The organism is Paraburkholderia phenazinium, assembly GCF_900141745.1.
In the GTDB taxonomy this organism is placed as follows: Bacteria; Pseudomonadota; Gammaproteobacteria; order Burkholderiales; family Burkholderiaceae; genus Paraburkholderia; species Paraburkholderia phenazinium_B.
In genome coordinates this window covers 2,690,602-2,704,308 of the sequence record NZ_FSRM01000001.1, presented here as the reverse complement: position 1 = coordinate 2,704,308, position 13,707 = coordinate 2,690,602, and the positions used below count along the sequence as shown (strand labels likewise).

General features: G+C 62.3%; 11 protein-coding genes. 6 read left to right on the top strand and 5 right to left on the bottom strand.

The genetic code is table 11. From position 1 onward, the window contains the following. Positions 1 to 33: 33 nt before the first annotated feature. Positions 34 to 1,098, bottom strand: coding sequence for an ABC transporter ATP-binding protein (locus tag BUS06_RS12255; protein WP_074264496.1), 1,065 nt, complete (start codon positions 1,096 to 1,098; stop codon positions 34 to 36). Between the two features lie 245 nt (positions 1,099 to 1,343). Here BUS06_RS12255 and BUS06_RS12250 point away from each other — a divergent pair, with 245 nt between their 5' ends. Next, positions 1,344 to 2,135 (top strand): IclR family transcriptional regulator, encoded by a 792-nt coding sequence (locus BUS06_RS12250; RefSeq protein WP_083611406.1) that lies wholly within the window; start codon positions 1,344 to 1,346, stop codon positions 2,133 to 2,135. Positions 2,136 to 2,181: 46 nt separating this feature from the next. On the opposite strand, the gene pgm is transcribed toward BUS06_RS12250, so the two are convergent. Together pgm and BUS06_RS12240 are read right to left on the bottom strand one after the other, a co-directional pair. After that, positions 2,182 to 3,840, bottom strand: a complete 1,659-nt coding sequence (pgm, locus tag BUS06_RS12245) for a phosphoglucomutase (alpha-D-glucose-1,6-bisphosphate-dependent) (RefSeq protein WP_074264495.1) — start codon at positions 3,838 to 3,840, stop codon at positions 2,182 to 2,184. Between the two features lie 61 nt (positions 3,841 to 3,901). Then, positions 3,902 to 5,197, bottom strand: coding sequence for an MFS transporter (locus BUS06_RS12240; RefSeq protein ID WP_074264494.1), 1,296 nt, complete (start codon positions 5,195 to 5,197; stop codon positions 3,902 to 3,904). Between the two features lie 414 nt (positions 5,198 to 5,611). Here BUS06_RS12240 and BUS06_RS12235 point away from each other — a divergent pair, with 414 nt between their 5' ends. The 5 genes from BUS06_RS12235 (at position 5,612) to BUS06_RS37825 (ending at position 12,330) form a co-directional block, all read left to right on the top strand. Beyond that, entirely contained in the window at positions 5,612 to 8,779 is a 3,168-nt protein-coding gene (locus BUS06_RS12235; RefSeq protein WP_074264493.1) for an efflux RND transporter permease subunit, read from the top strand. Further along, positions 8,776 to 10,056 carry an efflux RND transporter periplasmic adaptor subunit gene (locus tag BUS06_RS12230; RefSeq protein WP_074264492.1) on the top strand — a complete coding sequence of 427 codons (1,281 nt, stop codon included), beginning with the start codon at positions 8,776 to 8,778 and terminating at the stop codon, positions 10,054 to 10,056. Before BUS06_RS12235 ends, BUS06_RS12230 begins: the two co-directional genes overlap by 4 nt. Then, positions 10,053 to 11,603 (top strand): efflux transporter outer membrane subunit, encoded by a 1,551-nt coding sequence (locus BUS06_RS12225; RefSeq protein WP_074264491.1) that lies wholly within the window; start codon positions 10,053 to 10,055, stop codon positions 11,601 to 11,603. Before BUS06_RS12230 ends, BUS06_RS12225 begins: the two co-directional genes overlap by 4 nt. Before the next feature lie 205 nt (positions 11,604 to 11,808). Beyond that, positions 11,809 to 12,081 carry a DUF4148 domain-containing protein gene (locus BUS06_RS12220; protein WP_074264490.1) on the top strand — a complete coding sequence of 91 codons (273 nt, stop codon included), beginning with the start codon at positions 11,809 to 11,811 and terminating at the stop codon, positions 12,079 to 12,081. 90 nt (positions 12,082 to 12,171) lie between these two features. Continuing rightward, positions 12,172 to 12,330, top strand: coding sequence for a hypothetical protein (locus BUS06_RS37825; RefSeq protein ID WP_167379385.1), 159 nt, complete (start codon positions 12,172 to 12,174; stop codon positions 12,328 to 12,330). Positions 12,331 to 12,381: 51 nt separating this feature from the next. Here BUS06_RS37825 and BUS06_RS12215 read toward each other — a convergent pair whose 3' ends face one another. Together BUS06_RS12215 and BUS06_RS12210 are read right to left on the bottom strand one after the other, a co-directional pair. Continuing rightward, the gene (locus BUS06_RS12215) at positions 12,382 to 12,681 is read right to left on the bottom strand and encodes a DUF4148 domain-containing protein (RefSeq protein WP_074264489.1); all 300 of its coding nucleotides are present in this window, start codon (positions 12,679 to 12,681) and stop codon (positions 12,382 to 12,384) included. Positions 12,682 to 12,865: 184 nt separating this feature from the next. Next, entirely contained in the window at positions 12,866 to 13,705 is an 840-nt protein-coding gene (locus tag BUS06_RS12210; protein WP_208297107.1) for a heavy metal-binding domain-containing protein, read from the bottom strand. Between the last annotated feature and the right edge of the window lie 2 nt (positions 13,706 to 13,707).

Genomic DNA, 13,707 nt, shown 5'->3' with positions numbered 1-13,707 from the left:
CGAGCCCCGCGGCGGGACGGCTCGCACTCCTGTTCATCGCAAGCGCCTGCCGCTGGCGCGATCGAATACGAGTACCTTGCCGAGGTCGGCGCGCAGCGCAATCTGGCTGCCGGCGCGCAGATCGGTACGACCGTTGAGCATCACGCAACAGGTCTGCCCAGCAACCGTGCCGAACAGCTCGGTTGCGGCACCCGTGGGCTCGACCACGTCGAGCGCGAACGGCATGCCGTCCTCGCCTGCGAGGCCGAGATGTTCGGGCCGCACGCCGTACACCACCTGCTGGCCGTGCGCGGCATTGACAGGCGGCACCGGCAATGCGAGTTCGCCGACGCGAACGCATGCGCCATCGCCATGCTGTTCATACACACCGTTGAAGATATTCATTGCCGGCGAGCCGATAAAACCCGCCACGAAGAGATTGTCAGGATCGTCATAGAGCGCGAGCGGCGTGCCGACCTGTTCGATTTCGCCACCGTTGAGCACGACAATGCGATCGGCCATCGTCATGGCCTCGATCTGGTCGTGCGTCACGTAGACCGTGGTCGCGCGCAAGCGCTGGTGCAGCGCCTTGATCTCCGCGCGCATCTGCACGCGCAGCCGCGCATCGAGATTCGACAGCGGCTCGTCGAACAGAAAGACCTTCGGGTCGCGCACGATGGCACGGCCCATCGCCACCCGCTGGCGCTGGCCGCCTGACAGGTGACGAGGATGTCTGCCGAGCAGCTCCTGCAAACCCAGCAGCGCCGCCGCCTTTTGCGCCCGCGCCGCAATCTCCTTGGCGTCGTGGTTACGCAGCTTGAGCGCAAACGTCAGGTTTTCGAGCACCGTCATGTGCGGATAAAGCGCGTAGTTCTGGAACACCATCGCGACATCGCGATCACGCGGCGGCAGCGCGTTGACGATCTGCCCGTCGATCAGGATGCGCCCGTGCGTAACGCCCTCGAGCCCCGCCAACGCGCGCAGCAAGGTGGATTTGCCGCAGCCGCTCGGCCCGACGAGCACCAGAAACTCGCCGTCCGGTACAGCCAGGTCGATCTGCTTGAGAACCTGAACGGCGCCGAACGACTTGCGCACCTGTTCGAATGCAACGGCTGCCATTCCCCTCGCCTCCACGTGATTGCCATGTCCGCGGCCTGCTGACTGGTGGCCCGGAACACGCTCGTTCCGCGACTCGTTAAATTTTAGGTATGAAAACATATTTCATGTATGAAATTTACTAGGTGTTTTCCCCGTCTGCGGAATGGCCGCCAGGATCGCTCATTTCGCCTTCTCCGGCCCTACAATCCCTCTGGTTATCATGTGCGCCATCTGATCGGGCATCCGTTGGCATTGCGGGAGGAAAATTGAACGACAACGCGACACGCTACTCGGCGCCAGCCCTGGAAAAGGGCCTCGACATCATCGAACTGCTGGTGGGCCACCCCGAGGGCTTATCGCTTGCGGAACTCGCCAAGGAACTGGGCCGCACCACCGCGGAGATCTTCCGCATGGTGGTAACGCTGGAAACGCGCGGTTATCTGCAGGCTGCCGGCGACCGCTACGTGCTGTCGCTCCTGCTGTTTCAATTGGCGCACCGGCATCAACCCGTGCGCTCGCTCGTGTCGACCGCGCTGCCGCTGATGACGCAACTCGCCAAGCAGGCCGGGCAGTCGTTTCATCTGTGCGTGTATCAGAAGGGCCGCGTGTTGATCGTGGCCGGCGTCGAGAGTCCCGAGCGCTGGGGTTTCTCATTGAAGGTGGGAACCTTGATCGGTCTCACCGATACCGCATCGGGGCAGGTGCTGCTGGCGTTCCAGGAAGAGCCGCAGCGCCTCGAGATGCTCGAACTGCATGTGCCGGTGGAAGGCGAGCAGGCCGTGGATCCCCAGCAGTTGACGAAGGACCTGGCGCAGATCCGCAAACACGGTAACGCGCGGATGCCGAGCCGCCAGGTCAAAGGCGTGAAGAACCTCGCCTATCCGGTATTCGGCCGGGATGGGCACGCCATTGCAACGCTAACCTCGCCGTATATCGAGCGGATCGACAACGCCCCTGTACCGTCGATGAGCGAGGTGGGAGAAATGATGAAGCAGGCGGCGCAGACGCTGACCGCGCTGATGGGGTTCAACGTGTACTGGGACGCGTCGACGCAGTAACGCGCATGCGTCAAACGCGGCCCCTGCCACACCCAGCACTAACCGCTCAAGGCGTCGCGCCCCGCTGCGCAAGCGTACTGTCCACCATCGCCTGCGCTTCCTCGACGATGCGCGTCAGATGCTCCTCGCCGAGGAAACTCTCTGCGTAAATCTTGTAGATATCCTCAGTACCTGAAGGACGCGCGGCAAACCAGCCGCTCTGCGTGATCACCTTGATGCCGCCTATGGCTGCGTCGTTACCCGGCGCACGGTCGAGCACCTGCATGATCTTTTCGCCAGCCAGTTCGGTATGCGGAAACTGCGAGGGCGACAACCGTCCCAACAGCGCTCGCTGCGGCGCCGTAGCGGCCGCCTGCACGCGGCGTTCGACCGGCTCACCCAAACGCTGGGTCAGATCCCGGTAGATTTCAGCAGGGTCTCGGCCGGTGCGTGTCGTGATTTCGGCCGAGAGCAGCGCGGGCACGATGCCGTCCTTGTCGGTAGACCACGCCGTGCCGTCGAGCCGCAGGCAACTCGCTCCCGCGCTCTCCTCGCCACCGAACCCCAATGAACCATCGAGCAGGCCGCTAACGAACCATTTGAAGCCAACAGGCACTTCGTAAAGCGTGCGCCCAAGCTTCTCGCTGACCCGATCGATCATCTGACTGCTGACGATGGTTTTGCCCACCGCCGCACGAGTTGGCCAGTGCGGTCGATGCGCGAACAGGTAATCGACGAGCACGGTGAGATATTGATTGGGCGGCATCAGGCCCGCTGCGCGCGTGACGATGCCGTGCCGGTCATGATCCGTGTCGCACGCGAAGGCCACATCGAAGCGGTCCTTCTGGGCGAGCAGCGGCTGCATCGCGTAAGGCGAAGACGGGTCCATGCGAATCCGCCCGTCCCAATCGAGACTCATGAAGTGAAAGGTCGGATCCACTTCATCGTTGAGCACGGTGAGGTTCAGGTGATAGCGATCCGCAATCGGCCCCCAGTAGTGCACACCGGCGCCGCCGAGCGGATCGACGCCGAGGCGGATCGGCGCACCGCGGATCACATCCATGTCGAGCACGTTGACGAGGTCTGCGACGTACGTGTTCAGATAGTCGTGCCGGTGCGTGTGCGACGAGGCCAGTGCCTTCGCCAGCGGCACACGCAGCAGGCCATCGAGACCGGCCTCGAGCAAGCCGTTCGCGGCCTTTTCGATCCAGCCGGTGACACTGCCGTCAGCGGGGCCGCCATTCGGCGGGTTGTATTTGAAGCCGCCGCTATCGGGCGGGTTGTGCGAAGGCGTCACCACGATGCCATCAGCGAGGCCCGCGGTGCGGCCACGGTTATACGTGAGGATTGCGTGGGAAACCGCGGGCGTAGGCGTGTATTCGCCGTTCTGCGCGATCATGACGTCGACGCCATTGGCGGCCAGCACCTCTAGCGCGCTGACGTTGGCGGGTTCGGAGAGCGCATGCGTATCGATGCCGAGAAACAGCGGCCCATCGATCCCCTGCTGCTTGCGGTAATGACAGATGGCCTGCGTAATGGCGAGCACATGCCATTCATTGAAGCTGCGTTCGAACGGCGAGCCACGGTGCCCCGAGGTGCCGAACGAAACGCGTTGTGCGGGGATCTGCGGGTCCGGCGTTTCTGAATAGTACGACGTGACAAGCCGGGGGACATTGACAAGCATTTCATGCGGTGCGAGCTTGCCGGCGAGCGGATTGATGTTCATGGATGCCCTCCCGTTCTTTTGAGTATCTCAGCATACTCTGCCTGGGCGGGAACGGACAACGCTACGCGCTCGCGGCGCGCGCCACCTGCGCGCTGGCGCGGCGCTCAGCCAGCACCGGACGCACCAGACTCCAAATCAGCGCCACGCCCACCAGATCGCCCATGCCCAGCGCCACGAAGAACGGTGCATAGCCGATGGTCATGACGAGCGCGCCCATCACCAGGGTAAAGCCGAGGTTGCCGATACCGGCGCTGAGCGCCGCGAAGCCCGTCACGGTCGCCACCTCATGACGCGGAAACAGATCCGCGGACATTGAAATCACCGTCACCGATAGCGTCTGATGTGCGAAGCCGCCGAGGCACAGCAGGAAGATCGCCATGGCCGGATCCTTCACATAGCCGACGCCTGCCATGGCCGTCATCAGCAGCGCGCCGAACGTGAAGACAACGCGCTTGCCGTTGATGATCGAGAGATTGAAGTGACGGTTCAGAAGGAACGACACGGAGCCGCCCATCAGGCAGCCGACATCGGCTGCAACGAATGGCAGCCACGCGGTCATCGCAATCGCTTTAAGATCGAAGCCGCGCGCCTGATGCAGATACAGCGGCATCCAGAACACCAGGGTGCCCCACACGGGATCGGCAAAGAAGCGCGGCAGCGCGATGCCCCAGAAATTACGCGAGCGGAAAATTTCGCGCAGATTCGGTTTCGAACCGTCTTCGGCAAGACCAAGCGCCTTGCCGTCGACGATATACGCGGCTTCCCGCTCGCTTAGCGCAGAGTGCGCGCTCGGGTGACGATAGAAGGCGATCCACAACACGGCCCAGATAAAGCCGATGCCGCCTGCGATCACGAAGGCAGCTTGCCAGTTGTAGCGCAGGATCGACCACGCGATCAGCGGTGGCGCAGCAATCGCGCCAATCGACGTGCCGATGTTGAACACGCCCGCGGCAATCGCACGTTCGCGCAGCGGGAACCAGAACGCTGCGAGCCGCATGCCGGCCGGAATGAACGACGCCTCGACGAGGCCGAGCATGCCGCGCAAAACAAACAGACCGACCCAGCCAGTGGCAAAGCCGTGCGCCATGCAGATAACGGACCACGCGAGGCCGCACAGCAGAAAGCCAAAACGCAGGCCAATGCGATCCATCAGGTAACCGGTGAGCGGGCCACCCAAGGGGTACATGACGAGAAACGCGCCGGTAATCCAGCCGTACTGACTGGTGGTGATGTGCAGGCTTTGCATGACCGTCGGCGCGGCGATGGCGAGCGAACTGCGCGCCAGATAGTTCATGACCGTGCCCAGTGCCAGCAAGGCGATCATCCACCAGCGTAGCCCTCGTACCTTGATTCCCATGATGGCGTCTCTCTCCACTCGATATGGTTTTTAAAAGCGGCCAACGCACGTCGGTACCGCTCGCCTCGCGGTAGACATCGTATGTCCGTCAACCTGTCGGGATCAAGGAGGAGATCACGGGTGTTTACCCGGTGTTCGGCGCAAAGCCATGATACGACTAGGAAATAAGGCTAGGCATGAGGTCGGGGACGCGCTGAAGCCTATCAGACGCCACACTCAGTTGTACGACAACTAACAGCATAGGATTGCATTCGCGGCCTGCTCCACTCCGTCTCCCGATGTCAAAACCATAAAAAATGCTTAATCGGTCTGGCGATGCCGCGTTACGTCGCCTCACCCATCATGCGTTCAAGGCCCCAGCGTCGCCCACGGGCTGCCCACGACTCGACTCCCTTGCATTTTGAACGGCACCCAATGAACGCCATTGTCCTTGTCGCGTTACGCAGACCTTTGACTTTTGTAGTGATGAGCATCCTGATCGTGCTGTTCGGCGGTATGGCGGTGCTCAGGACCCCGACCGATATTTTTCCGAACATCCGTATTCCGGTGGTGGCTGTGGTCTGGACCTACAACGGTCTGACGCCGCAGGACATGTCCGGCCGCGTGATCTACTACTACGAGCGCTCGCTCACCTCGACCGTCGAGAACATCGAGCATATCGAGAGTCAGTCGCTCTACGGGCGCGGCATCGTCAAGGTGTTCCTGCAACCGGGCACCAACGTCGCCGCAGCACAGGCGCAGATCACCGCGGCCTCGCAGACCGTACTCAAGCAGATGCCCGCTGGCATCACGCCACCGCAGATCCTTTCGTATAACGCCTCCTCAGTGCCGGTGCTGGACCTGCAGGTGTCGGCGGCCGGCATGACTGCGGCGCAGGTCTACGACATGGCATCCAATCTGATCCGCCCGCAACTGGTCGCGGTGCCCGGTGCTGCGATTCCAACGCCGTATGGCGGCGCCTCGCTGAACGTCGAAATCGATCTCGATCAGACCAGGCTGCTCGCGCACGGCTTGTCGGCGGTCGACGTAGCGCACGCGCTCAGCTCGCAGAACGTCGTGTTGCCCGCCGGTGATCAGAAGATCGGCGCACTCGACTTCATGGTCGAAACCAACGCAAGTCCAATCGCCGTTTCCACCTTCAACAACCTGCCGATCAAGACCGTCGACGGCGCCACCGTTTATCTGCGCGACGTGGCCTATGTGCACCGCGGCTCGCCACCGCAGATCAACGCCGTGCTCGTAAAAGGCAAGCAGGCCGTGCTGATCCAGATCCTGAAGAGCGGCGATGCCTCTACGCTCGCGGTCGTCGACGGCATCAAGAAAGCACTGCCAGGCATTATCCGCACGCTGCCGCCCGGCGTGAAAATCACTACGCTCAACGATGCCTCGGGATTTGTGCGCGACTCGGTGGATGAAGTGGTGCAGGAGATGATCACCGCCGCCATCCTGACCGGCCTGACGGTGCTGCTGTTTCTCGGCAGCTGGCGCTCGACGCTGATTGTCGCCACCTCGATCCCGCTCGCCATTTTGTGCTCGGTGCTGGTGCTCTCGTGGCTCGGTCAGACCATCAACGTGATGACGCTCGGTGGTCTGGCGCTAGCCGTGGGGATTCTCGTGGACGACGCGACCGTCATGATCGAGAACATCGACTCGCATCTGGAGGCCGGCGCGGAGCTTGAACCCGGCATCATCGACGCGGCTAACCAGATCGTCGTGCCCACGTTCGTCGCGACACTGTGTATCTGCATCGTCTGGCTGCCGTTGTTCCAGTTGAGCGGCGTGGCCGGTTATCTGTTCCTGCCGCTTGCTGAAGCCATCATCTTCGCGATGATCGCCTCGTTCATCCTCTCGCGTACGCTCGTGCCGACCATGGCAGCCTATCTGCTGCGCGGCCAGGTGGAAGCGCACAAGCACGGGCATGCCCCCAACCCGGGACCGTTCACGCGCTTTCAAAGAGGCTTCGAACACCGCTTCACGCGTTTTCGCAACCAGTACAAGGTTTTGCTGACCGGCATCGTGGCGCACCGGGGACGCTTCATCTCGATCTTCGTGGCGGGCTCGTTCGCTTCGCTCGGCCTGCTCGGCTTTCTCGGCCGCGATTTCTTTCCGAGCATCAAGTCGGGTGAGATCGACATGCATATGCGTGCGCCGGTCGGCACCCGTCTCGAGGAAGCGTCGCGGCTTGCGGTACTCGTGAATGCCTCGATCCGCCAGATCCTGCCCGGCGAAGTCACCAACGTCCTCGACAATTGCGGCCTGCCCGCCAGCGGCATCAACGAGGCCTATAACTCGACGGGGACCATCGGTCCGCAGGATTGCGACATCACGATCAGCCTGAAGAACGACCGCTCGCCCGTCGACGATTACCGGTTCAAGCTGCGGCGTCAGTTGCCGCTACTGTATCCGGGTACCGCTTTCACATTCCTGCCCGGCGACATCACCGCGAAGATTCTCAACTTCGGCTTGCCGGCGCCTATCGACGTACAGGTTGCCGGCCGCGGGCAGGCTGCGAACTTCGCCTACGCGCAGGAACTGGCCGCGCGCATCCGGCGCATTCCTGGCAGCGCGGACGTCAACATCCAGCAGGCGTTCGACGAACCCACGCTGAAGATCGCGGCATCGCGCTCATTCGCTTCGGGGATCGGGCTGACGGAAGCAGATATCGCCAACAACACGCTCGCCACCTTGTCGGGTAGCGGTCAGACGGCGCCGACGTATTGGCTCGACACCTCGAGCGGCGTCTCGCACCTCGTCAACCTGCAGACGCCACAGGATCAGTTGAGCTCGATGAACGATCTGGAGACCATACCAATCGACAAAGGCGATGGCGATCCTAACGACCACGGCGTGCAACTGCTCGGCGCACTCAGTACCATCAGCCAGACCGGCACGCCGTTGCTCGCCTCGCACTTCAGCATCCTGCCCGCCATCGACATCTTCGTGAGCAATCAGCGGCGCGACCTCGGTGCGGTTCACGATGCGGTCGAGAAAGTGGTCGCCGATATGGCCGACCAAGTGCCGCACGGCGCGTCGGTCCACTTGCGTGGCCAGGCCCAAACCATGAGCAGCGCCTATTCGCAGTTGCTGGAAGGACTCGCGCTGTCGATCCTGCTCGTGTATCTCGTCATCGTCGTCAACTTCCAGTCCTGGCTCGACCCGTTCATCATCATCACCGCGTTGCCCGCGGCGCTCGCGGGGATTGTCTGGAGCCTGTTCCTGACGCACACCACGCTGTCGGTGCCGGCGCTCACCGGCGCCATCATGTGCATGGGCACGGCGACCGCCAATTCGATTCTGGTGGTGTCGTTCGCCCGCGAACATTTCGCAGTCCACGGCGACCCTGTCGCGGCCGCTATCGAAGCCGGCTTTGCCCGTATCCGTCCAGTACTGATGACGGCGCTCGCCATGATCATCGGCATGCTGCCGATGTCCTTCAGCAATACCCAGAACGCCCCGCTTGGACGCGCCGTGATCGGCGGCCTGCTGGTCGCCACCTTCGCCACCTTGCTATTCGTACCTTGCGTGTTCGCGCTGCTGCATCGCGACCGGAAGACCCAGACAGACAGGGAACTGCACGCATGAACACCCTTCGAGATATCTCCCTCCCCGGCCGGCCGAAAGTGCGGCTGCTGACCGGCGTGGGCCTGCTGGTCGCGCTCGCCCTCGTGGCGCTCGGCATCGTCCAGCGGCACGACAACCTCGCCGATCTGCGCGACGTCGCCAACGAAGATTCGGTTCCCCCCGTGCAGGTGATGTCGCCGATGCCCGGACCCGCCTCGCGCACCATGACGCTGCCCGGCAACATCCACGCCTGGTACTCGGCGCCGATCTATGCGCAGGTGTCCGGCTATGTGTCGAAGTGGTACAAGGACTACGGTGCGGTGGTCAAGGCGGGCGATCTGCTCGCGACCATCGACGCGCCCGCTGTCGATGAACAATACGAAAGCGCCCAGGCGAATCTCGATGTCGCCCGCACCAACTACAACCTCGCGGCGGTGACGGCCAAACGCTGGACCGCCCTGCAGGGAACGGAGGCCGTCTCGCAGCAGGAAGTGGATGTGCAGGTGGCGAATGCCGCCGCACAGAAGGCCCAGGCACGCGCAGCAGAGCACCAGGTCGCGCGTTTCAAGGTGCTCGAAGGCTTCAAGGCAATCGTTGCCCCGTTCGACGGCGTGGTGACGTCGCGCAACACAGACGTCGGCAACTACGTCAATGCGGCCGGCGGCGACGTCAGCTCACAAGGCGCGGCCGACGAACTGTTCAGCGTCTCCGATATCCACGAGATGCGTGTGTTCGTCTCGGTGCCGCAGGACTATTCCTCGATCCTCAAGCCTGGCCTGACCGCCACGCTCTCGCTGCCGCAGTATCCGGGCCGCAGGTTCGAGGCCACCTTCGACACCACCGCGAATGCCTTCAACCCGCAGACGCGCACGGTCGTAACCGAGTTGCTGGTGAAGAACCCCGATCATCTGATCTGGCCTGGCACGTATGCCGACGTACATTTCGTCATACCATCCGATCCCAACGTGCTGATCATCCCCGAACAGGCCTTGCTGTTTCGCGCGGAAGGCATGCAGGTCGCGCTGGTTGGGGCCGACGACAAGGTTCATCTGCAGGACGTCAAGCTCGGCCTCAACCTCGGGCAGACCGTGCAGGTGGTCTCCGGTCTGACGCGCAGCGACCGCTTGATCGTCAATCCCTCAGCCGGGATTCTCGAAGGCGAAAAGGTGCGAATCGTCACCGGTGCGCCTGGCGTCGCGCTCTCTCCGCAGTTCCACGCCGCCGCCCCTGTCCCCGCCAACCTGAGCGCTGAGCAGCGCGCCAAGATTGAAGCCGCACTTAACGATTCGGGGAAATGATGCGCTGTACTAACCGGCAACCTGGCCGCCAATTTACCCGCCTGTTTGGCCATCGGATTTTCCGCGTGAGGCCGATTGCCTGCCTGGCAATGCTCACCGTTCTTTCGGGCTGCGATCTCGCCCCCACCTATACGCCGCCCAAAATGATCCTGCCGGCCGACTACCGCGGCTCGGGACCGTTTGTCGAAGCGACTCCGCAAGATCAGCTCGCACGCGGCCCATGGTGGCAGATGTTCAACGACCCCGAGCTCGATCGCCTCGAAGCTCAACTCGATGCGGCTAATCCCGATCTGCTGGCCGCGCAGGAAACCTATACCCAGGCGCGGGACGTCGTCGGCGAGGCTCAATCGGGCCTGTTTCCGCAATTGACCTCGCAGGCATTCGTCAGCCAGAACGGAGAATCCGCGCACACGCTGTTTCATACCAGCACCGGCCTCAATCACGAGCAGTCGAACGGCTACGGCGCCGCAGCCACCTGGGAGCCGGACTTCTGGGACGAGATCCGCAATAGCGCGAAGTCGGCGAAGGAAAGCGCCCAGGCCACGGCGGCGCAAGTCGCGTCAGCCCGGCTTAGCCTCGAGATGGAACTGGCCAGCGATTACATGGCCGCTCATGGCCTCGATACCGAGCATGCGGCGTATCAGCAGGCCATCGCTTCGTATCTGGACGCGGTCAAGATTACGCAGATGCGCTATGCCGGCAAGATTTCCTCAGGCCTTGACGTCGAACGTGCCCAGAATCAGCTCGCTTCGGCACAAGCCATGGATACGGACGTTGAAGCACAACGCGCCGTTCTCGAACATGCGATCGCAGTGTTGAGCGGCGCGAACCCCACCACGTTCAGCTTGCCGGTGCGCACCGACGCTCATATCGCGCTACCGGAGGTGCCGGCCGGCGTGCCCTCGGCTCTGCTGCAACGGCGCCCCGATATCGCTCAGGCCGAGCGCGCCATGGCGGCTGCCAATGCAGCGATCGGCGTCTCGCGAGCGGCTTTCTATCCGAACATTCGCCTCAACGCGATGGGCGGCTTCGAGGACACGGGCTTTGCCTTGGCCTCGCTGCCCAATACGCTGTGGGCAGTGGGTGCGTCCGCCATGCTGCCGCTATTCGAAGGGGGTTTGCGCAAGGCTGAGGTGCAGGCGAGCTGGTCCAGGTTTGCCCAGACCGGCGACAACTACCGGTCGACGGTGCTCACCGCGTTCCGGCAGGTCGAAGACAATCTCGTGCTGACCAGCAAGCTCGCCACCGAGGCGGCCCAACAGCAGGCCGCCCTGCAGGCCGCCCTCAAGGTGCAGAACATCTCCATGAGCCTGTACCGGGATGGTCTGGACAACTACCTGAATGTCACCGTGGCCCAGATCGCGGCACTCACCGCGCAGATTACGGAAGTGCAGGTGCAGACGCGACGTCTGCAGACCGCGGTGGCGCTCACGGGCGCTTTGGGCGGTGGCTGGAGCACGGCTGCGCTCCCCACTGAGGACCAGACCCGGCCGTTCAATCCAGTGAGCCTGAGCACCGCGCCTGGCGATGTGCACGAGCCGCAATAGCCATGGATTTTCCTGGCCGGACCGAGACGATGTGATTTAAATATCTCTTCATTTTCATGCACCCGCTGCGATAAATCGTCCGCTTTATTCTGTGTCTAACCGGCAAATGCAGCGGCAAATTCAGCAGCAAACGCAGCAACAGGCGCAGCACACCTACGTTGTATCGCCGGGCCGCTTAAAGCCATATACGCATGGAGATGAAACGATGAAACTCATGACGCTCGCCGCATTAGCCGGCGTATTCGTAACCAGCGCAGCGTTTGCGCAAACGACCTCCTCGCCAAACGGCGCTCCCGCTAGCGATTCCAGCAGCGCCATGACGGTCGCTCAGCAACAGCCGCAAGACGGCCAATGGGTGGCGCCGTACGGTCAGCCGGTCGCCGGCAAGACGCGCGCCGAGGTTTATCAGGAACTCGTGCATGCCGAGCAGGATGGGCAACTCGCCTACCTCAACAAGACGGTCTACGCACACCATTAACGACGCTGATGTCCTCTCGCGGTTACGCATCGCGCTGCATCCAACGGGTGGGCCGGTGCGCGCGCACCTCTCTGTAAAACTGGCGGAACCATGAAACTACGAAGCTTGACCATCAAGATCGTGCGGCTAGCTGTTTTTGTCGCGGCTGGCGCGACGCTGTGCGGATGCGCATCGCTGCATCCATCGCCTAACGGACCCGGCGACTGCATGGGACCACCCGACTTCTGCCAGCCGTTCTTTGGCTCATAGACGGCTTGCAGGCGACGCATAGGGCCGCGTAGCGCGGCCCTATGCGTCGCATCAACCGTTGATGTTGCCACTACGGTTACCGTGCATGCAATCGCGACGGTATTCGACCTGCAGCTTCTTCTCTGCCCGCTCGATTCTGCGTGGATAGTACGGATCGGCCGGGGCGGGCCGATAGCCGACGTCCTCGAGTTCCTTGAGGTTCTGCATGACTTGCGCGTGGGTGAGATCACCCGCCGGTTGCACGAACGGATAATCGTTGCATTCCTGCGGCGTGAGTGTGGGTGCCGCCATTGCAGCGACGCTTGCGGTCATCAGAATGGTGGATGCGATGGCATGAAGATGCAGTTTCATGGTGCCTCCGGACAAGACGGACTATTAAAAGATTCAGGCTTCCCGATTGATAGAGGAGTCTTAACGATCCAGATGCTTCGACTCGTCCATCCACGATTGCCCGATGTCTTCAGAATAGCCCGGTGCCGCGTAAACGCGGACTCATCACCATGAAGATTGCTTCATGCAAACGTCACATTCCCCATCAGTCATTCACTGACAGCACAAGCGTGGGCGCAGGAATATCCTTTGCATCGATTTCCACATTTAACGGCGCCACAGCCGTTCCGATGGCGAAGAACTCGATCACATGGCTCTCCCAGCGATACGACTTCTCGTGGATCATCGTGCCAATCACCCCTTCGGCCTTGGCAGTTTGCGCTTCGATCTGCATGCGCTCGATCGCCAGTTCGCGTGCGCTGTAAATAGCCTGGGTGAACTGCTCCAGTTCGACGTTGCGGCCGGCCTGGTTGAACGCTTTCAGCATGCCGCGATGCGCGACGTGATACACGCAACTGCCCATGACGAGCTCGATGGGCCGGTAGCCGGAATTCAGCAGCGTGTAGAAGTCCTGACCTGACAGGTCCGAGGTGAACGGACCGCCGTCGTGAGCGCGAAAGCCTTTGGTGTCGTGATTGTGGACGACGCCTGTGCCGATCGCCACGAACTCCAGGATGTCCGCATCCCACTCGACATGCTTGATCTCGAGGCGCACGCCCACAATGCCGTCTGCGCCCATGCCGCGGGCTTCCTCACGCATGCGCGACATCGCCAGCTCGCGAGCGTGGTACATCGCCTGGGACAGCACCTCCAGCTCCTGGTTCTTGTTCCACGAGCCGTACTGGATCCCGACGTGATAGATGCTGCTGCCCACGCACAGGCCGATCGGCTCGAAGCCGGCCTTGCGAACCAGCAGGAACTCGTTGACCGACAGGTCGGAGGTGAACACCGAGGTCGGATGGGCCGCGCTGCGCAGCCCCTGAAGGCGCGCCTTGGCGTTCGCGGGAAGCTGGGCGGTGACGTCTTGCATCGTGTTTTCAGGCATGT